The organism is Paracoccaceae bacterium Fryx2 (assembly GCA_032334235.1).
GTDB lineage: Bacteria > Pseudomonadota > Alphaproteobacteria > Rhodobacterales > Rhodobacteraceae > JAVSGI01.
Genome location: JAVSGI010000005.1, coordinates 1163947 through 1183095 on the forward strand (window position 1 = coordinate 1163947; position 19149 = coordinate 1183095).

Here is a 19149-nt window from a genome sequence, read left to right on the forward strand (position 1 = left end):
CGCCCCTCTGCGACGACTCATTGCACATACAGCGCACGAAAATGGCCTCCATCACCAAACTCCCCTCCGGTGCATACCGGGTCCAGATCAGACGAAAGGGCCGCTACGCGAGCGAGACGTTTCTCCGCCGCGAAGACGCGCACCGCTGCCATCGCGCCAAGCCCGAGGTCGGGTGGCTCGAGGTAGGTCCGGGACAGCGCGGCCGAAAAGGCATCCGCTGCGGCAGCGCCGGCAGCCGTCGCTGCTCCCTCGAACGGGTTGCCGATCCGGCTGAGTTCTACTGGATCCAGCGTGCCGATCCGCAGCCGCACCTGGTCGGCGACATTGTCGAAAACTTCGCGCAGACCCTTCTTGTCGCCCCGGTTCGGCGTCGCCGTGACCCCGAAGATGCGGGCGTCGGGATTGCCCGCAGCGAAGGGGCGTCGGTTACTTTGACAGCCGATCCAGGCCCTGACGCTCTGCTTGGGGTTGTCTTCGTGTCTGCGAACGGAGCGACGATCTTTGCCCTCTGCGGTTCGGTAGAGAAATGCTCGCGAGATGGGCAAGGTCGTGTCGCGAATGCTGTGGAAATTCCCTGGCGGTGTGGTCCGGGCATGTGAAGGTTCGGTTTCTCAGGCGGCTGCGTCAAGAGGCATCGGGTCGAGGGGCTGGGAAAGCGTCTCCCAGCCGTCGACCTTGCGCATCTGGATCTGCCCGGAAGCCAGCAGCGCCCAGAGCAGCATCGGCACGGTCTCGGCGCAGGGCAGTGCGGTCTGGGTCTTGACGCGGCGACGGAACTCCTCGTTCAGCCGTTCGATGGCGTTGGTGGTCCGGGCCGACTTCCATTGCGACGGGTCGAGGCGGGTGAAGCTGAAGAGCCGGTCCCCTGCTTCTTCAAGGCTGTCGGCAACGGCCTTGCACTTGAGCTGCCACTTGCGCAGGAATGCCTTGCGGCGGGTCTCGATCCCGGCGGCGGTGTCGGCGCAGATCATGTCCCGGTAGTCCTCGGTCAGCTCGTCGTGCAGGTGCCTGGGCGCGTGCGCCAGCAGGTTGCGGTGCTTGTGGACCGTGCAGCGCTGGATCGGCAGAGCCTCGCCCCACAGCGCGACCAGAGCGGCTTCCAATCCGGGGGCGCCGTCAACAATGACGAACTCGGGCCGCTTCAGACCGCGGGCATCAAGGTCGTCGAGGAACTGGCGCCAGGCAGATGTGCTCTCTCCGCCCATGTTCTTGATGGATAACAATACCTTCTGCCCGTCGCGGCGGATGCCGATCGCCGCCAGCACCGAGATGTTGGTGGCCTTCCGGTCCAGCCGGGTCCGGATCACGGTGCCGTCGAGGATCAGCCGGACGATGTCCTCGTCGGCCAGGCTGCGGGCCGACCAGGCATCCCAATCCACCTTCACCTTGCGCCAGGCCCGGCTGACCACATCCTTGCTGACGGCGCCCTCGAACAGCCCGAACAGCGCCCGCTTGACGCGCCGGGTGTTGGTCCCGGCAAGATAGACCGCCGCGATCAGCGCCTCGGCCTTCTTCGTCAGCCGCTGGTAGCGCGGCAGCGCCTTCGAGCGCCATTCCTTCAGCCTTGCCGTCCTCGTCCTCGACCCGGGCGCGGGGCACGCGCACCGTTTCGGTGCCGAAGGTGCCGGTCAGCTGCCGCTCGCGGTGCCCGTGGCGATAGCCCTTCGCCTTCTCGTCGCCGCGACCGTAGCGCATGCGGCCGAGAAACTCGGCCAGTTCCTCTTCAAACATGGTCTCGATGGTCGCGCGGACGCTTGCCCGCAGGCGCTCCTCGATCGGGTCATACCCGGTCGTGTCGGGCAGTAGCGAAAAGGCCGAGCTGTCGGTAATGTCGTTCATGGCGTGATCTCCCTGGCGGTTGGCGCCGCCGGCTGGGTGGGTTTCAGTTCACCCGGAGATTACGCCGCCTTCAAATTTCCACCACTCCCGCGACACCTCCGGTCGGACATGTATAATCTCACTTGCTGGTCGTTGATGGGTTTGTAGGCCAACCCGGATCCTCCGTTTGACGGCAGAGGAACCCGGCTTACCAACCCGCAGCGACCAGCACCTTCCCCGAAATCACTCAAGCCGGTGGGGCTGCCCTCCAGACGGGCATGCCCGTCTTCGGTGGTGTCGCGGGAGTGGTGGAAATTTGAAGGCGGCGTAATCTCCGGGTGAACTGAAACCCACCCAGCCGGCGGCGCCAACCGCCAGGGAGATCACGCCATGAACGACATTACCGACAGCTCGGCCTTTTCGCTACTGCCCGACACGACCGGGTATGACCCGATCGAGGAGCGCCTGCGGGCAAGCGTCCGCGCGACCATCGAGACCATGTTTGAAGAGGAACTGGCCGAGTTTCTCGGCCGCATGCGCTACGGTCGCGGCGACGAGAAGGCGAAGGGCTATCGCCACGGGCACCGCGAGCGGCAGCTGACCGGCACCTTCGGCACCGAAACGGTGCGCGTGCCCCGCGCCCGGGTCGAGGACGAGGACGGCAAGGCTGAAGGAATGGCGCTCGAAGGCGCTGCCGCGCTACCAGCGGCTGACGAAGAAGGCCGAGGCGCTGATCGCGGCGGTCTATCTTGCCGGGACCAACACCCGGCGCGTCAAGCGGGCGCTGTTCGGGCTGTTCGAGGGCGCCGTCAGCAAGGATGTGGTCAGCCGGGCCTGGCGCAAGGTGAAGGTGGACTGGGATGCCTGGTCGGCCCGCAGCCTGGCCGAAGAGGACATCGTCCGGCTGATCCTCGACGGCACCGTGATCCGGACCCGGCTGGACCGGAAGGCCACCAACATCTCGGTGCTGGCGGCGATCGGCATCCGCCGCGACGGGCAGAAGGTATTGTTATCCATCAAGAACATGGGCGGAGAGAGCACATCTGAACCGCCCCGGGTTTACCGGAGGGTGGTTTGTTCAATGACTACGCGACCATATCGAGTGAGTTCAGGTTTGCATAGAACGCCTCCTCTGCTTCTGCGGGTGGGATGTATCCGATTGGGCCAAGCAGGCGGCGGTTGTTATACCAATCGATCCATTTCAGCGTTTCCCATTCGACCTCGCGCATTGATTTCCAGGGGCCGATCTGGTTGATGACCTCTGTCTTGAACAGGCCGATGACGCATTCAGCCAAGGCGTTGTCATAGGCATCGCCAACTGTTCCAACGGAAAGGTCGATCTCGGCCTTGGCCAGGCGTTCGGTGTATTTGATCGACAGGTATTGTGATCCGCGGTCCGAATGGTGGACCAAGCTCTTGTTATCCGGCGTCTTTCTTTGCCAGATCGCTTGCTCCAGCGCGTCGAGCACAAACTGGGTCTTCATCGATGTCGAGACGCGCCAACCGACAATACGACGTGCAAAGACGTCGATGACGAAGGCCACGTAGACGGTGCCGGACCATGTGGGCACATAGGTGAAATCTGAAACCCACAGCTTGTTCGGCCGATCCGCCATGAACAGCCGGTTCACCTTGTCGTCCGGGCAAGGCAGAGACGTGTCAGGATTGGTCGTGATGACCTTCTTGCCACGGACCACGCCCCTGATGCCCAGATGGCGCATCAATCGTTCCACGGTGCAGCGGGCGGCGTCTTCACCCTGCCGTCGCAAAACATGCCAGATCTTCCGCGCGCCATAGAGCTTGCGGTTGGCATCCCAGGCCGCGTCGATCTTGAGGCTCAGGGCGGCATCCGATTTGGCCCGGGCCGAGGCCCGGTCAGGATCACGCATGATCGCCCGCCGGTCATAAAAGGTGGAAGGGGCAAACTGCAGTGCCCTGCAGATCGGCTCGACCCCGAATGCCTCTCGGCTTTCCTCAATGAAAGCAGTCATTTGCGAAACGGGCGGTCGAGCTCCGCCTGGGCAAAATACGCTGAAGCTTTGCGCAGAATCTCGTTCGCTTGCCGCAGTTCCCGGTTCTCGCGCTCAAGCTCTTTGATCCGCGCGATCTCAGCGCTGGTAGGTCCCGGCCGTTCGCCACCATCGCGCTGGACCTGTCGCATCCAGACGCGAAGGCTGTCCGTCGAACAGCCCAATTTACCTGCAATCGCCGTCAGCGCCGCAGCCTCGCTCTGATAATCATCGCGGTGTTCCATCGCCAGCCGCACCGCACGCTCGCGGAACTCAGGTGAATACGGCTTCGAGGTCTTCTTCTTTGAGGTCTGTTCCATAACGGGCAATTCTCCGAGAGTTTTGCCCTCCGGTAAACCCGGGGCGGTTCACATCTGCCTGGCGCCAGTTCCTCGACGACCTTGATGCCCGCGGTCTGAAGCGGCCCGAGTTCGTCATTGTTGACGGCGCCCCCGGATTGGAAGCCGCTCTGGTCGCGCTGTGGGGCGAGGCTCTGCCGATCCAGCGCTGCACGGTCCACAAGCACCGCAACCTGCTGGCGCACGCGCCCAGGCACCTGCACGACGAGCTGACCGAGGACTACCGGGACATGATCTGCGCCGACACCGCCGCCGGGATCGAGACCCGCCGCAAGGCATTCCTGCGCAAGTGGCAGCTCAAGTGCAAGGCCGTTGCCGACAGCCTTGAAGAAGCAGGGGACCGGCTCTTCAGCTTCACCCGCCTCGATCCCTCGCAATGGAAGTCGGCCCGGACCACCAACGCCATCGAACGGCTGAACGAGGAGTTCCGCCGCCGCGTCAAGACCCAGACCGTGCTGCCCTGCGCCGAGACCGTGCCGATACTGCTCTGGGCGCTGCTGGCATCCGGCCAGATCCAGATGCGCAAGGTCGACGGCTGGGAGACGCTTTCCCAGCCCCTCGACCCGATACCTCTTGACCTCGCAGCTTGAAAAACTGAACCTTCACATGCCCGGAGTGAGCCGCCAGGGAATTTCCACAGCATTCGCGACATGACCCCACCAGCAGTTTGGCCTCGAGCAGCATGTCGGTCGCGCGGCGCGAAACCTGGTGCAGCGTCGATGCTTGCAGAGACGGGCTGCGGGCTTCCATGGCCCGCAGCAGGAGGTCGATCGCCCGCTTACTCAAGGACGTCGCCTTGGTCATTGTCGTCTTTCAGGATGCCCCAGAGGCGCAGGTACTTCTCGCCGATCAGGCGCTCTTGCGGCGTCATGTCCTTGAGGTTGCAGCCATGCGGCATCGTGACGGTCAGGGCCAGAGATTTGCCGCGACCGCCCGCAGGGCCGGGATGAAATCTGATGGTGAAGCGCGCGCGGGTAACCACCCATTCCGGCACGTCGCCTGCGTGACCGAAAACATGGGCACCGCCTCCGATGTCCAGTCCGATCCGGTGTTCCGCCTTCTGCCAGATCGTCCGGTCGGCGCCCAACATGGATTCGAGCGTGATGCGTTCCTTCGAATCCCCGAGATCCATCAGGCGCAATTCCTTGACCGTCACGCTTTCGATCCCATCGGCAGGGTCGGCCGGGAAGTCGAAAGGCCGGAACAGCATGCTGAGGTCGTATTCGCGCAGCGGCAGCGTCTGCTCCTCCGTAAGGGTAATGCCCAGCAGATCGCGTGCCATAAAGCGGGTGAGATCGATCCGGTCTTCACGGGTCTTGGCCACGACCTCGATCGCGCCGGTTGCGGCCTCGTAGGTGAGGGCAGCCTCGAAGACCGGTTTCACGATCCGGCGCGACAATGTGCTGTTGGAATCGAAGCCCAGCATGTCCTCAGGGCGTCCTTCCCGGTAGACCGCGACCTGGACGAGCTCACATTCTTCACCCTCGAGGATCACCCGGTGGCGGTCGAAGATGTCGACATGGACGTTGGGCGTTTCAAACCGCGCGCGGATTGCCGCCGTAAACGCCGCGAGCGAGATCGGATCCTTCTTCACCTCCAGCTCGGCATCAACACCAAACCCGCTCCAGGATCGCGTCCGGCGCCGCTCGTCGTTGTAGCGCACCTCTTCCGCCAGGCGGAACCGATCAGGCTCCTTCAGAAAAACCCACAGCGAGCGATTGTTGGCTCCCTCCAGCGTGTCGAAGACAGCGCGGTTCTGCACGACGTTCAGCAGGGCGTTCTGCCCCGGTTCATCAGCGAGAGCCGCGACACGGCCGGCATCGAGGACCACCCGCTGCTTTTCGTCGTCGGACATGCCGTCCACGGCCTTGATCAGCGGCTCGACGACGTCCGACTCGGGCTTGGTCCAGTCGATGGGCGAAAGAGAGGTGAACCCACCGGCAGCGAAGTAATCCTGCAAACGGGTGACGGGGGTCTTACGGAGGAAGGCGGCGATGGCGGTCATACGGGGCCCTTTCTTGGCCGGGAGGAGATAGGAATCAGCACAGCGCGATACGCTTGCGTTCGATATATATCGAACGAGCCGTCGAGTCTACTTGCGCCGCACGTTTTTGTTCGGCATACCGAACGCGCTTCCTGAAACCAAGGAAATCAAGGATGGAACGATGACCACGTCCCTCGGCGCCAAGATCAAGCGCCACCGTCAGGAAAAGGGATTCTCCCTCGACAAGCTCGCCGAGCTTACCGACTCGAGCAAGAGCTACATCTGGGAACTGGAGAACCGCGATACGCGCAAACCGTCAGGCGAGAAGCTGACCCGAATCGCCCAAGCTCTCGATGTCACGACCGATTACCTCCTCGATGACAGTGAAGAGCCCGGCGACGAGGTGTTGAAGGAGGCTTTCTTCCGCAAGTTCAGCAAGCTCGACCCCGACGATCAGGCCAAGATCAACCAGATGATCGACATGTGGGGGAAAAAGGATTGAGTCTGCCTGCGACGCCCAAGGGGTGGGCGATCCGCCTGACCCAGATTCTTTCGGCCGTTCAGAACACGCACGGGCTGCCGAGGTTTCCGATCGATGTGGCGGCGCTGGCGCAGGACTTCTCGCGGCAGGTCTTTCCTGACGCTCCGATCACGATGGTCGGCGGACTAAATTTGTCCAAGGGCGTCGAAGGCATGTTGATGCCACGCCCGGGTGGATCAGGCGAATGGGGTATCATCTATAACGAAACCATCCGGTCCGCGGGACGGCGCAACTTCACGCTGGCGCATGAACTGGGCCACTACCTGCTCCACAGACGTGCCCATCCCGGCGGCCTCAAATGCACCAACCGCAACTGGCTGACTGGGATGAGGCGCGGAACAGGATCGAAGGGGAGGCCAATACCTTCGCCTCCTACCTGTTGATGCCGCTCGATGATTTCCGTGAGCAAATCAAGGGACGGGTCATCGACATCGACGTGATGACCGAATTGTCGGACCGCTATGCCGTGTCGCTGACCGCGGCGATCCTGAAATGGATGACCATCACCGACAAGCGCGCCATGATCGTGGTCGGCAAGGAAGGCTTCATCGACTGGGCATGGTCCAGCGAACCGTTGATCTGGTCGGGCATCTACTATGCTGCCCGTCAGACCGTGGTCGAGCTGCCAGCTGCCTCCCTGGCTGCGCAAGAGGTGGACTGGGACACCGGGCGCCACGGCCGTCTGCACCCGGCTGGCATCTGGCTTGGCGCTGAACCCGTGCACGAAATGACCGTGTTCTCACCCGGCAACGAGATGTCGATTTCACTGCTGCTCTATCCCGACCGTGCCCCGTCGCGATGGGAGATGGCTGAACTCGAGGAAGAACCCACTCTCGACACCTTCGACAAGTTCATGAGCGGCAACGCAGGCTGATTCGCTGTGGCGATCGCCTTTGGCGGCCAACAAATCGGCAGCGATATTGCGCAGGGATACGCGGTACTTCTCATAAGCCGCGACTGTCCACAAGATACTGAAAGGCTTGTGTTTTCCGGATTTTGCGATACCTTTTGGCCATCATCCCAATCGCGAAAAGTCGCCATGTCACCCACATCAGAGAGCCCGATCTCGGGGCCCAACCCCCTATGCCCTGACCGGATGTCGGCCGAGGCGCGCCTCGCGGAGATCGGCCGCGTTCTGGCGGCTGGCGTCGCTCGCCTGAACGTCGCCAGGTCCAGCGATTTATCTGCCGACGGCGGAGACAGTTTCGTGGACTTATCGCCCCGAAAGAGCGGTGGTCGTCGTGCGAAACGTATCCGCATCGGAGGAATTGATGAAGCATCACAATAGGATATCACCCACGAAACCAGGCCAAGACCCACGCCTGGATCAGACGGTTCTGTCGCGCCTGGCCGCTTTGAAAGCCATGTCCGTGAAGGAGTTGAAGGCCGAATGGGAAAAGCTGATCGGCACCGCCGCCCCGAACAACAGCCGAGCGTTTCTGGAGCTTCGGATCGCGTATCGGCTGCAGGAGCTGACCTACGGCGGACCTGATCGCGAAACCCGCCGCATGCTTGACCTGCTGGCCGACGAGGTCGAAGGGCACAATCGGCGCAAGCACCAGATCGCCGATCCTCGCAATCCGGTGGTGGGCACAAAGCTCATCCGCGAATGGGATGGGGTCGAGCAGACCGTCACCGTGCTGAAGGACGGTTTCGACTGGCGGGGCCGGAAATTCAAATCGCTCTCGGCCGTGGCGCGTGAGATTACCGGCACGCGTTGGAACGGATACCGCTTCTTTGGTTTGCGCGAGCGGAAACGGGAGGAAGCGTGATGGACATCAACGCCCGCCCCAACCGCCGACTGCGCTGCGCCATCTACACACGCAAGTCGAGCGAGGAAGGGCTCGACATGGAATTCAACAGCCTCGACGCCCAGCGCGAAGCCTGCGAAGCCTACATCGTCAGCCAGCGCTCCGAGGGTTGGGTCGCCACGCGAGAGCGCTATGACGATGGCGGGTTTTCCGGCGGCACTCTTGACCGGCCCGGACTCAAGCAGCTGCTTGCCGACATCGAGGATGGGCTGGTTGACGTCGTCGTGGTCTACAAGATCGACCGCCTCAGCCGTTCGCTGATGGACTTTTCCAAGCTGGTCGAGGTCTTCGACCGCAATGGCGTGACCTTCGTCTCGGTAACGCAGTCTTTCAACACCACCACATCCATGGGGCGGTCGTGTCGCGAATGCTGTGGAAATTCCCTGGCGGTGTGGTCCGGGCATGTGAAGGTTCGGTTTCTCAGGCGGCTGCGTCAAGAGGTATCGGGTCGAGGGGCTGGGAAAGCGTCTCCCAGCCGTCGACCTTGCGCATCTGGATCTGGCCGGATGCCAGCAGCGCCCAGAGCAGCATCGGCACGGTCTCGGCGCAGGGCAGCACGGTCTGGGTCTTGACGCGGCGACGGAACTCCTCGTTCAGCCGTTCGATGGAGTTGGTGGTCCGGGCCGACTTCCATTGCGAGGGATCGAGGCGGGTGAAGCTGAAGAGCCGGTCCCCTGCTTCCTCGAGGCTGTCGGCAACGGCCTTGCACTTGAGCTGCCACTTGCGCAGGAATGCCTTGCGGCGGGTCTCGATCCCGGCGGCGGTGTCGGCGCAGATCATGTCCCGGTAGTCCTCGGTCAGCTCGTCGTGCAGGTGCCTGGGCGCGTGCGCCAGCAGGTTGCGGTGCTTGTGGACCGTGCAGCGCCGGATCGGCAGAGCCTCGCCCCACAGCGCGACCAGAGCGGCTTCAAGCCCGGGAGCGCCGTCAACAATGACGAACTCGGGCCGCTTCAGACCGCGGGCGTCGAGGTCGTCGAGGAACTGGCGCCAGGCAGATGTGCTCTCTCCGCCCATGTTCTTGATGGATAACAATACCTTCTGCCCGTCGCGGCGGATGCCGATCGCCGCCAGAACCGAGATGTTGGTGGCCTTGCGGTCCAGCCGGGTCCGGATCACGGTGCCGTCGAGGATCAGCCGGACGATGTCCTCTTCGGCCAGGCTGCGGGCCGACCAGGCATCCCAGTCCACCTTCACCTTGCGCCAGGCCCGGCTGACCACATCCTTGCTGACGGCGCCCTCGAACAGCCCGAACAGCGCCCGCTTGACGCGCCGGGTGTTGGTCCCGGCAAGATAGACCGCCGCGATCAGCGCCTCGGCCTTCTTCGTCAGCCGCTGGTAGCGCGGCAGCGCCTTCGAGCGCCATTCCTTAGCCTTGCCGTCCTCGTCCTCGACCCGGGCGCGGGGCACGCGCACCGTTTCGGTGCCGAAGGTGCCGGTCAGCTGCCGCTCGCGGTGCCCGTGGCGATAGCCCTTCGCCTTCTCGTCGCCGCGACCGTAGCGCATGCGGCCGAGAAACTCGGCCAGTTCCTCTTCAAACATGGTCTCGATGGTCGCGCGGACGCTCGCCCGCAGGCGCTCCTCGATCGGGTCATACCCGGTCGTGTCGGGCAGTAGCGAAAAGGCCGAGCTGTCGGTAATGTCGTTCATGGCGTGATCTCCCTGGCGGTTGGCGCCGCCGGCTGGGTGGGTTTCAGTTCACCCGGAGATTACGCCGCCTTCAAATTTCCACCACTCCCGCGACACCACCTGTCGTGCCAAAGGGGTTCATGAGAAATCCGAACAGTGGTCTTTGTTGCAACCGAATCAATAGTATGTGCCCTGTACCCTATTCCAGCCAGCTTGTGCTTTGGCAGCTGGTGGCTGCAACCTTGTTTCCGTGCCAGCAATCATGTGGATCGTTGCGGAGATTGGCCGCCATAATCTCCGCATGTCTTGCGGCGTTATGCCTTGCGGATGCGGTGAATGGCATGCATAATCGCCGCACTTAGCGCGGAGTTTAGGATGTACATCTGGGAAAGGCCGGACTGGCCGACGCTGACCTGGCGCGATGCGAGCATCGCGACACCGCTTGCGGCAGTGCGGCACGATCAAGGTCGCCTGATCGGCCGGATGGAATCACTTGGATTCAAGCTGCGCGAAGAAGCCGTGCTGCAGACCCTCACACAGGATGTGCTCAAGACCAGCGAGATCGAAGGCGAGGCGCTGGACGCCACACAGGTCCGGTCATCGCTCGCCCGCCGTCTTGGCATCGACATCGGGGCCCTGCCCCCGACCGATCGCAACGTCGAGGGCATCGTCGAGGTGATGCTAGATGCGACCCGGAATTACACGGCACTCTTGACGGCGGAGCGTCTGTTCGGCTGGCATGCCGCCCTGTTCCCCACCGGGCGCAGCGGCATGACACGCATCCGCGTCGGCGATTGGCGCGACGACAGTTCGGGGCCCATGCAGGTGGTGTCGGGACCGGTCGGCCGAGAGCGCGTCCACTTCGCGGCCCCTCCAGCCGACAGGGTCGCGGCGGAGATGGGCGCGTTCCTGACATGGTTCAACGCGCCGCTGGCCACCGATCCGGTGATCAAGGCGGCCCTGGCGCATCTGTGGTTCGTGACGATCCACCCGTTCGAGGATGGCAACGGCCGGATCGCCCGCGCTATCGCTGATCTTGCGCTTGCACGATCCGAGGGCAGCCCGCAGCGGTTCTACAGCATGTCGGCGCAGATCCGGGTGGAGCGGTCAGACTATTATGATGAGCTGGAGCGCACCCAGAAGGCGGCGACGGATGTGACGGAATGGCTGACCTGGTTCCTTTCCTGCCTTGGTCGGACAATTCATGGCGCCGATGGCGTCCTGGCAGCAGTTATCGCCAAGGCCCAGTTCTGGGAACGCGCCGCAGCACTGGCGCTGAACGAACGCCAGATCAGGATCCTGAACAGACTGCTTGACGGCTTCGAGGGCAAGATGACATCGTCCAAATGGGCGACCATCGCGAAGTGCTCTCAAGACACCGCGAACCGCGATATCGCGGCGTTGCTGAATCTGGGGCTTCTTCGCAAAGGGGAAGCTGGTGGCCGCAGCACAAGCTACGAGCTGGTGATTTGACGACCACGCGCGCCCGCCAGTAAGCGTCCGGCCTGACCGCTCTGCCGCGTTCTGATAGTGCCGGTTAGTGTCCACCAAGGTGGTGTCGCGGGAGTGGTGGAAATTTGAAGGCGGCGTAATCTCCGGGTGAACTGAAACCCACCCAGCCGGCGGCGCCAACCGCCAGGGAGATCACGCCATGAACGACATTACCGACAGCTCGGCCTTTTCGCTACTGCCCGACACGACCGGGTATGACCCGATCGAGGAGCGCCTGCGGGCAAGCGTCCGCGCGACCATCGAGACCATGTTTGAAGAGGAACTGGCCGAGTTTCTCGGCCGCATGCGCTACGGTCGCGGCGACGAGAAGGCGAAGGGCTATCGCCACGGGCACCGCGAGCGGCAGCTGACCGGCACCTTCGGCACCGAAACGGTGCGCGTGCCCCGCGCCCGGGTCGAGGACGAGGACGGCAAGGCTAAGGAATGGCGCTCGAAGGCGCTGCCGCGCTACCAGCGGCTGACGAAGAAGGCCGAGGCGCTGATCGCGGCGGTCTATCTTGCCGGGACCAACACCCGGCGCGTCAAGCGGGCGCTGTTCGGGCTGTTCGAGGGCGCCGTCAGCAAGGATGTGGTCAGCCGGGCCTGGCGCAAGGTGAAGGTGGATTGGGATGCCTGGTCGGCCCGCAGCCTGGCCGACGAGGACATCGTCCGGCTGATCCTCGACGGCACCGTGATCCGGACCCGGCTGGACCGCAAGGCCACCAACATCTCGGTGCTGGCGGCGATCGGCATCCGCCGCGACGGGCAGAAGGTATTGTTATCCATCAAGAACATGGGCGGAGAGAGCACATCTGCCTGGCGCCAGTTCCTCGACGACCTTGATGCCCGCGGTCTGAAGCGGCCCGAATTCGTCATCGTCGATGGCGCTCCCGGGCTTGAAGCCGCTCTGGTCGCGCTCTGGGGCGAGGCTCTGCCGATCCGGCGCTGCACGGTCCACAAGCACCGAAACCTGCTGGCGCACGCGCCCAGGCACCTGCACGACGAGCTGACCGAGGACTACCGCGACATGATCTGCGCCGACACCGCCGCCGGGATCGAGACCCGCCGCAAGGCATTCCTGCGCAAGTGGCAGCTCAAGTGCAAGGCCGTTGCCGACAGCCTTGAAGAAGCAGGGGACCGGCTCTTCAGCTTCACCCGCCTCGATCCCTCGCAATGGAAGTCGGCCCGGACCACCAACGCCATCGAACGGCTGAACGAGGAGTTCCGTCGCCGCGTCAAGACCCAGACCGTGCTGCCCTGCGCCGAGACCGTGCCGATGCTGCTCTGGGCGCTGCTGGCATCCGGTCAGATCCAGATGCGCAAGGTCGACGGCTGGGAGACGCTTTCCCAGCCCCTCGACCCGATACCTCTTGACGCAGCCGTCTGAGAAACCGAACCTTCACATGCCCGGACCACACCGCCAGGGAATTTCCACAGCATTCGCGACCTGGCCCTTCTCCCAGCCTGAGGCGGGTGTGCAGGCGACAGGTTGGACAAGGTAATGGCTGCACATCTGCAGAAAGCGGCGGTTGTAGTGCCGGTCCTTCCCGGTGAAGACCGCCTCCACAGCCGTCTTCATGTTGTCGTAGATGCCTCGCGTGCAGGTGCCCCTGAAGAAGGCGAACGCCCGGTCATGCGCGTCAAAAACCATCTCCTGGCTCTCGCGCATGTAGGCCCGCACGAACATCATCCGGCTGTGGCACAGTCAGAAGGTGGATTCGCTGCTGACAAGGACGAACACGGCGAGGGACGTCTGGGCCGATGCCGCCTACCACTCGGCCGAGATCGAGACGAAACTGCAGACCGCCGGCCTGCGGAGCCGGATCCACCGAAAGGGGCAGCGGAACCGCCCTATCGGCGAGCGCGGCAATTAGGGCAACCGGACGAAATCCAGCATCCGGGTGCGGGTCGAGCACGGCTTCGGCGCTCAGGCCAACGACATGGGTGGCGTGATCGAGCGCACGATCAGCCTGGGACGGGCGAAGGTGAAGATCGGCTTTAAGAACCTCGCCTACAACATGCGACGTCTCGGCCAGCTGCGGCGGTTGCACCCGAACCCGGCATGACCATGGCTCCACGGGGCGTCCGGCTCCGTGGTCGGCTGCCGACCGGACCGCCCTGTGCGGCACCCTCAACACCAGCAGTTCGCAGACTGCCTCGACGGTCGCCTGAACTCCGCCGTCATCTACCCGTTCTGTGCCGCGGGACCCGATTGATAGAGGTGCCCTACAGATAGTGCAGATTGGCCTGCAGAATGGTCTCAAGTGCAATCGGATCTATTCCGATAAAAAAGATCGAATTATCTTCTCCCAAGTCGAGCAAAGTGCCACCGTTGAATTCGGTAATGCGAGCCACGAGGCCACTGGCATCGAGATCTACAAGGCCATTTATCCGGGTCGTGATGTACAGATCGTCCTCGGCAGTAAAATCTGTGATAACATCGTTTCCATGCTGGCTGCGGAACTCAAAAATATCTGATCCGGCACCTCCCGTTAGGACATCGGTGCCAGCGCCACCGTTTAGTCTGTCATCGCCATCGCCGCCATAGACCAGGTCGTCGCCACGGCCGCCATGTATCCAGTCATTGCCGCCCTCGCCATAGATCACGTCGTCGCCGCGGCCAAGGTCATCGATGGCTGCAACAAAGTCATCACCGTCCCCCAAGAAGATCGTATCATCACCGTGTCCACCATCAACATGGTCGTTGTCGGCACCGGCCCGGATCACGTCGTTGCCAGACCCACCATAAAGAGAGTCCCGGCCATCGCCACCGTTGATCAGATCGTCTCCTGCATCGCCGTAAAGCGCGTTGCGCCCCTCACCGCCGAACAGAACGTCGTCTCCGGCACCGCCCCAGATTATATCGTTGCCGGCACCGCCATCAAGCTGGTCGGCTCCGTTGTCCCCACGCAAGGTGTCATTGCCGACCCCGCCGAACAGACGGTCATCTCCATCTTGGCCGCGCAGGGAGTCGTTACCCGCGTCGCCGTAGAGGATGTCCGTTCCGAACGACCCTTCCAGGATATCGTTTCCGTCGCCGCCGTACATCTCGTCCGTGGCAAGGCGCTTTTCGTCCCGCCAAAGACCAAAATCCTCGGTCCCGTTCTCGTAAGTCGACCAGCGGACATCAAGAATATCATCGCCTGCTCCCCCGAGAAGAAGGTTTGATCCGCCGCCGCCATGCAGTGTATCGTTGTCGTCGTCGCCAGTCAGAACGTCATTGTCAGCGCCGCCCAACAGCTGATCGTTCCCTGCGCCACCACGCAGAAAATCAAAGCCGGTGCCGCCAAAAATCAGGTCATCTCCCCCGCCACCACTCAGGAAATCATTGCCGCCTTTCCCCTCCATCCTGTCTGAAAAATCGGTTCCAAAAAAGACATCTCCGGACTCTGAGCCGGTAAACCAGATGAGTTGTGCGGTAATGGAGTTGGGAACCGCCGTTACGGCAGCGTTAGAGCGTTCAGACTTGACCGCGGCATTACTCATCTCGTCGCTCACAATTGGCGATACAGATGCATGCATGGACACTCTCCATCTTATGAACAGTTACGTCTTTCTTCCAATTGGTCTTTCAAATCAGCCCTACGCTTGCACTGAGTTGCAGATTTGCGTTCTACTTTTGCCTGATCAATGGCCATAAACCAAGCAATTTTCCAGATCGAATGATCCTACATCATTAGAATTTTGCCCATATTATTAAGAAATTGCCTTCAATTGCGGATCGTTTCGGTAAAATTCGAGGGGCCATCTTAGTAATTCAGCAAGGATTTGCGATGCAAAGATCAGTGGGTGCAGAGGCTGTTTACTTGGAGAAATACACATGGCAACAATTCCCGGTGGGGCTTTCAATGATTTTGTAGTCGGCACGTCAGCGAGTGACTTCATCAGAGCGGGAGATGGTCAAGATACAGTTATCGCAGGCTCAGGCGATGATATCATCGACGGCGGCAACGGATCGGACTTGCTCAATGGTGGATCCGGTGACGACACGATCGACGGAGGCGACGGCGACGATCTGATTCTGGGCGGGGCGGGTGACGACGACCTCGCTGGGGGTGAGGGTGCCGATACAGTGCTCGGCGGGGCGGGTGACGACGTCATGGCCGGTGGTGATGGTGATGACTCGATGGTCGGCGGGTCCGGCGACGACACGGTCGAGGGCGGCGCAGGCGACGACAAGGTTCAAGGGGGCACAGGCAATGATGTCCTGTCCGGCGGTGCCGGGGATGACATCCTTTACGGCGATGCCGGGGATGACGTAATCGACGGGGGGGCCGGAGACGACGTCCTATTCGGCGGAGCGGGGGACGACCTGTTTGTCTTTTCTGGCGGCGGTGACGTCATCATGGACTTCTCGGAAGGTGACCTGATCCAGATCGCAGGCTCGCTTGACGGTCTTACCCTCGAAAGTGCGGCGAGCGTCGCAGACTTTGCGATCGACCTTGGTGATGCGGGAACGCTGATAGATTTTGGGCAGGGCGACAGTATCCTCCTCAGGGGTGTTTCGTTTGACGATATCTCCGCCGATCCCGAGAGTTTCTTCACGATTGTCTAACGACTTTCATGTGATCAAGGTGGCCGATCTGACCCGCATAAATCAGATCGGCCCCATACCCCGAAAAAAAATTGCCGGTGCTCCAAAAATGGCCTTTCAGGCAGCGTTTTCGTCACCACCGCAACGGCCAGACACGACCGCATCGTCGGCGAGGATTGTCCCGCTGTCCGCGTCACGTTCTGCGGTCTTCTTCGATGCCAAGTGGCCTGCGCCCCACGGTCGGCAGCATTTGTCGGCATCTCTCGATGGCCGTTCGGTCGAAGGGCCGATCGCAGTCACAAGCCTTACCTTGACAAACGGCGGCGCGCGGCATGTCTTTCTCATGTCCCAGTCGGCAGAACATCTGTGCCGTCACGCGCTTGTTGCGCGACAACCATCTTGGCCGGTGCCGACAACCACCTTGGCCGGTGGGGCTGAACGGAAGACGGGCATGCCCGTCTGGAGGGCAGCCCCACCGGCTTGATTGATTTCGGGGAAGGTGCTGGTCGCTGCGGGTTGGTAAGCCGGGTTCCTCTGCCGTCAAACGGAGGATCCGGGTTGGCCTACAAACCCATCAACGACCAGCAATTGAGATTATACATGTCCGACCTCCGATATCACAGTCAGCGCACGTCGGCCGCCCGCGCCGGGTTCAGCGAGCGCACGGCCCGACGGTTCGATGCCAATCCGACGCTGCCCTCGAACCGCAAGATTGTTCACGGGCGCACGGTGGCCGATCCCCTCGAAGGCTTTTGGGAGGGCGACATCCTTCCTTTGCTGGAGAGGGACAGCGCCTTGCAGGCCGTCACCCTGCTGCGCCACCTTCAGGGCCTGCATCCGCTGGCCTTCCCCGATGACCGCATCCGGCGCACCCTGGAACGGCGGGTGCGGCAGTGGCGGGCGCTGAACGGACCCGAGCGCGACACCATCTTCCGCCAGACGCCGGAGCCGGGCCGCATGGCCCAGTCCGACTTCACTCATGCCGAGGAGCTGGAGGTGACGATCGCGGGCCAGCTATTCCCGCATCTGCTCTACCACTTCGTCATGGTCTACAGCCGGTGGGAACATGTCGCTGTGGTCCTGGGCGGGGAAAGCTTCACGGCCCTTGCCGAGAACCTGCAGCAGGCGCTGTGGTCCCTCGGCGGGGCACCACAGGAGCATCGCACCGACAGCCTCTCGGCCGCTTTCCGCAACCTGACGGCTGACCAGCGCCAGGATATCACCACGCGCTACAATGCCTTCGTCGGCCATTACGGCATGGAGGCCAGTCGCAACAACCGCGGGGAAGCTCATGAGAACGGCGCGGTGGAATCCCAGAACCGGCACCTCAAGAAAGCCATCGAACAGGCGCTGATCCTGCGCGGCAGCCGCGACTTCGCCAGCATCGAGGACTACCGGCGCTTCGTTCGACATTCTGGTGGCACGGCGCAACCGGCAGCGGGCGGCGGCCACGCAGGTGGAACGGGCGCATCTGAAGCCCCTGCCGCCCCGGCGCACCACCGACTTTACAGAGACCGTGGTTCCGGTCACCCGCACCAGCGGCTTTCTGGTCAAGAGCATCTTCTACAGCGCCCCGTCGCAGCTGATCGGGCAGCGCTTGCGGGTCCACCTTTACGACGATCGCCTTGAGGCCTTTCTCGGCAGCACCCTGGTCGTTAGCCATACAAGGGCGCGTGGTCGCGGCGATGGCCATCGCGTGCATGTCATCAACTACCACGTTTCGCCGGAGGCGAACCTCCGGTTCGACGTCATCCATGCCCTGCGGCGCAAGCCGCAGGCCCTGTGGAGTTCGATCTACCGCGACAGCCTGTTCCCGCGAACCGAATACGCTGAGGCCTGGAAGGTGCTGCAGCGCGATCTGCCCCGCCGCGACGCCTGCCGCCGGATGGTCGACCTGCTGTTCATCGCCCACGACCGGGCCTGCGAGGCGGAACTGGCACATCTCCTGGCGGACGATCTCGACGCCGGCCGGGTGCCGGACCCTGACCTGCTGACGCTCCGCCTGAGCCCCAAGCAAACGGCGCTGCCGACAGATGTCGCCGTCGCCCATCCCTCGCTCGACAGCTTCGATGCCCTTCTGGGAGCCTGCGCATGACCTCCCGCGAGATCGACATCCACACGCTGCCCAGCATGCTGACCGCGCTGCGCCTGCCCAGCTTCCACAAGCTTTGGGCCGACATCGCCACCCGTGCCGACACCGAAGGCTGGCCTGCCGCCCGCTTCCTGGCCGTCCTTGCGGAATACGAACTGGCTGAGCGCGACATGCGCCGCATTCAGCGCCACATGAACGAGGCACAGCTACCGGCTGGCAAGACGCTGGCGACCTTCGACTTCAAGGCGCTGCCAACCCTGCCGCGCGCCCGGGTGGAAGCTCTGGCGGCCGGCGACTGGCTGGAGGGTGGCGGCAATCTGATCGCCATCGGCAATTCCGGCACGGGCAAGACGCACATTCTCTGCGCGATAGGCCATGCCCTGATCGAGCGGGGACACCGCGTGTTCTATACCCGCACCAGCGATCTGGTGCAGCGACTTCAGGCCGCCCGCCGCGATCTGGTGCTCGAAGCCGCGCTCGCCAAGCTCGACAAGTTCGACCTGATCATCCTCGACGACATCACCTACGCCCACAAGGATCAGGCCGAAACCGGCGTGCTCTTCGAACTGATCGCCCGGCGCTACGAATACCGCAGCATCGCCATCGCCGCCAACCAGCCCTTCAGCGGCTGGGACCAGATCTTCCCGGACAAGGCGATGACCGTCGCCGCCATCGACCGGCTGGTTCATCACGCAGCGATCCTGGAGATGAATGCCGAAAGCTTCCGCCAGCGCGCGGCCGCCTCCAACAAAGAGGCGCTGAGCAGACCGCCAACGACAACCATCGCCGACAACAAGGACAAAGGAGAAGGCTGAGCGAAAAACAATTCCAGATACGCCAACCCAGCGGCCTAAAACCGGCCAACGTGGTTGACGGTCACGGAC

The 19149-nt window shown here is 62.8% G+C and carries 12 protein-coding genes, 7 pseudogenes and 1 other annotated feature; of the genes and pseudogenes, 12 read left to right on the plus strand and 7 right to left on the minus strand.

Annotation, left to right across the window (positions count from 1 at the left end):
- Positions 1-17: 17 nt before the first annotated feature.
- Positions 18-545 (minus strand): hypothetical protein, encoded by a 528-nt coding sequence (locus RNZ50_14755; protein MDT8856259.1) that lies wholly within the window; start codon positions 543-545, stop codon positions 18-20.
- A gap of 66 nt (positions 546-611) precedes the next feature.
- Positions 612-1839: pseudogene (locus RNZ50_14760) on the minus strand (IS256 family transposase).
- A 369-nt stretch (positions 1840-2208) separates the two neighbouring features.
- Here RNZ50_14760 and RNZ50_14765 point away from each other — a divergent pair.
- A pseudogene (locus RNZ50_14765) lies at positions 2209-2863 on the plus strand (transposase).
- A gap of 40 nt (positions 2864-2903) precedes the next feature.
- Here RNZ50_14765 and RNZ50_14770 read toward each other — a convergent pair.
- Positions 2904-4147, minus strand: a protein-coding gene (locus tag RNZ50_14770) for an IS3 family transposase (protein MDT8856260.1) whose coding sequence is annotated in 2 segments (ribosomal slippage) — positions 2904-3844 and positions 3844-4147 — 1245 coding nt in all. Because the reading frame shifts where the segments join, the coding sequence is not laid out codon by codon here.
- Positions 3735-3851, minus strand: a sequence feature (AL1L pseudoknot). It overlaps the preceding gene by 117 nt.
- Before the next feature lie 50 nt (positions 4148-4197).
- Between RNZ50_14770 and RNZ50_14775 the strand changes: the two are divergent.
- Positions 4198-4776: pseudogene (locus RNZ50_14775) on the plus strand (transposase).
- A gap of 188 nt (positions 4777-4964) precedes the next feature.
- Here RNZ50_14775 and RNZ50_14780 read toward each other — a convergent pair.
- Positions 4965-6191 carry a hypothetical protein gene (locus RNZ50_14780; protein MDT8856261.1) on the minus strand — a complete coding sequence of 409 codons (1227 nt, stop codon included), beginning with the start codon at positions 6189-6191 and terminating at the stop codon, positions 4965-4967.
- Positions 6192-6351: 160 nt separating this feature from the next.
- On the opposite strand from RNZ50_14780, the gene RNZ50_14785 reads away from it, so the two are divergent.
- The 4 genes and pseudogenes from RNZ50_14785 (at position 6352) to RNZ50_14800 (ending at position 8878) form a co-directional block, all read left to right on the plus strand.
- The gene (locus RNZ50_14785; protein ID MDT8856262.1) at positions 6352-6672 is read left to right on the plus strand and encodes a helix-turn-helix transcriptional regulator; all 321 of its coding nucleotides are present in this window, start codon (positions 6352-6354) and stop codon (positions 6670-6672) included.
- Positions 6673-7009: 337 nt separating this feature from the next.
- Positions 7010-7585: an ImmA/IrrE family metallo-endopeptidase gene (locus RNZ50_14790; protein ID MDT8856263.1), complete on the plus strand. Its 576-nt coding sequence runs from the start codon at positions 7010-7012 to the stop codon at positions 7583-7585.
- A 397-nt stretch (positions 7586-7982) separates the two neighbouring features.
- Complete coding sequence (locus tag RNZ50_14795; protein MDT8856264.1) at positions 7983-8483, plus strand: DUF2924 domain-containing protein; 501 nt, start codon at positions 7983-7985, stop codon at positions 8481-8483.
- A pseudogene (locus RNZ50_14800) lies at positions 8483-8878 on the plus strand (recombinase family protein). The gene RNZ50_14795 and the pseudogene RNZ50_14800 overlap by 1 nt, the downstream one beginning before the upstream one ends.
- Before the next feature lie 64 nt (positions 8879-8942).
- On the opposite strand, the gene RNZ50_14805 reads toward RNZ50_14800, so the two are convergent.
- The gene (locus RNZ50_14805; protein ID MDT8856265.1) at positions 8943-10169 is read right to left on the minus strand and encodes an IS256 family transposase; all 1227 of its coding nucleotides are present in this window, start codon (positions 10167-10169) and stop codon (positions 8943-8945) included.
- 315 nt (positions 10170-10484) lie between these two features.
- Here RNZ50_14805 and RNZ50_14810 point away from each other — a divergent pair, with 315 nt between their 5' ends.
- Positions 10485-11621, plus strand: a complete 1137-nt coding sequence (locus RNZ50_14810) for a Fic family protein (protein ID MDT8856266.1) — start codon at positions 10485-10487, stop codon at positions 11619-11621.
- A 178-nt stretch (positions 11622-11799) separates the two neighbouring features.
- Positions 11800-13026 (plus strand): IS256 family transposase, encoded by a 1227-nt coding sequence (locus RNZ50_14815; protein ID MDT8856267.1) that lies wholly within the window; start codon positions 11800-11802, stop codon positions 13024-13026.
- Positions 13027-13083: 57 nt separating this feature from the next.
- Here RNZ50_14815 and RNZ50_14820 read toward each other — a convergent pair.
- A pseudogene (locus RNZ50_14820) lies at positions 13084-13344 on the minus strand (IS21 family transposase).
- Here RNZ50_14820 and RNZ50_14825 point away from each other — a divergent pair.
- Positions 13343-13705: pseudogene (locus tag RNZ50_14825) on the plus strand (transposase). The pseudogenes RNZ50_14820 and RNZ50_14825 sit on opposite strands and share 2 nt — an antisense overlap.
- A gap of 160 nt (positions 13706-13865) precedes the next feature.
- Here RNZ50_14825 and RNZ50_14830 read toward each other — a convergent pair.
- Complete coding sequence (locus RNZ50_14830; GenBank protein ID MDT8856268.1) at positions 13866-15161, minus strand: calcium-binding protein; 1296 nt, start codon at positions 15159-15161, stop codon at positions 13866-13868.
- Between the two features lie 298 nt (positions 15162-15459).
- Here RNZ50_14830 and RNZ50_14835 point away from each other — a divergent pair, with 298 nt between their 5' ends.
- The 3 genes and pseudogenes from RNZ50_14835 to istB all read left to right on the plus strand — a co-directional run bounded on the left by RNZ50_14835 (position 15460) and on the right by istB (position 19080).
- Positions 15460-16194 (plus strand): calcium-binding protein, encoded by a 735-nt coding sequence (locus RNZ50_14835; GenBank protein ID MDT8856269.1) that lies wholly within the window; start codon positions 15460-15462, stop codon positions 16192-16194.
- Positions 16195-16761: 567 nt separating this feature from the next.
- Positions 16762-18268 (plus strand): annotated as a pseudogene (istA, locus tag RNZ50_14840) (IS21 family transposase).
- Positions 18265-19080 (plus strand): IS21-like element helper ATPase IstB, encoded by an 816-nt coding sequence (istB, locus tag RNZ50_14845; protein MDT8856270.1) that lies wholly within the window; start codon positions 18265-18267, stop codon positions 19078-19080. Before istA ends, istB begins: the two are co-directional and overlap by 4 nt.
- Positions 19081-19149 lie beyond the last annotated feature (69 nt).

Excerpts from the sequence above, each read along its gene's own strand:
- RNZ50_14795 (MDT8856264.1), top strand. The coding sequence starts at position 7,983 with ATGAAGCATCACAATAGGATATCACCCACGAAACCAGGCCAAGACCCA.
- RNZ50_14785 (MDT8856262.1), top strand. The coding sequence starts at position 6,352 with ATGACCACGTCCCTCGGCGCCAAGATCAAGCGCCACCGTCAGGAAAAG.
- RNZ50_14780 (MDT8856261.1), bottom strand. The coding sequence starts at position 6,191 with ATGACCGCCATCGCCGCCTTCCTCCGTAAGACCCCCGTCACCCGTTTG.
- istB (MDT8856270.1), top strand. The coding sequence starts at position 18,265 with ATGACCTCCCGCGAGATCGACATCCACACGCTGCCCAGCATGCTGACC.
- RNZ50_14815 (MDT8856267.1), top strand. The coding sequence starts at position 11,800 with ATGAACGACATTACCGACAGCTCGGCCTTTTCGCTACTGCCCGACACG.
- RNZ50_14830 (MDT8856268.1), bottom strand. The coding sequence starts at position 15,161 with ATGCATGCATCTGTATCGCCAATTGTGAGCGACGAGATGAGTAATGCC.
- RNZ50_14790 (MDT8856263.1), top strand. The coding sequence starts at position 7,010 with ATGCACCAACCGCAACTGGCTGACTGGGATGAGGCGCGGAACAGGATC.
- RNZ50_14835 (MDT8856269.1), top strand. The coding sequence starts at position 15,460 with ATGGCAACAATTCCCGGTGGGGCTTTCAATGATTTTGTAGTCGGCACG.
- RNZ50_14810 (MDT8856266.1), top strand. The coding sequence starts at position 10,485 with ATGGCATGCATAATCGCCGCACTTAGCGCGGAGTTTAGGATGTACATC.
- RNZ50_14805 (MDT8856265.1), bottom strand. The coding sequence starts at position 10,169 with ATGAACGACATTACCGACAGCTCGGCCTTTTCGCTACTGCCCGACACG.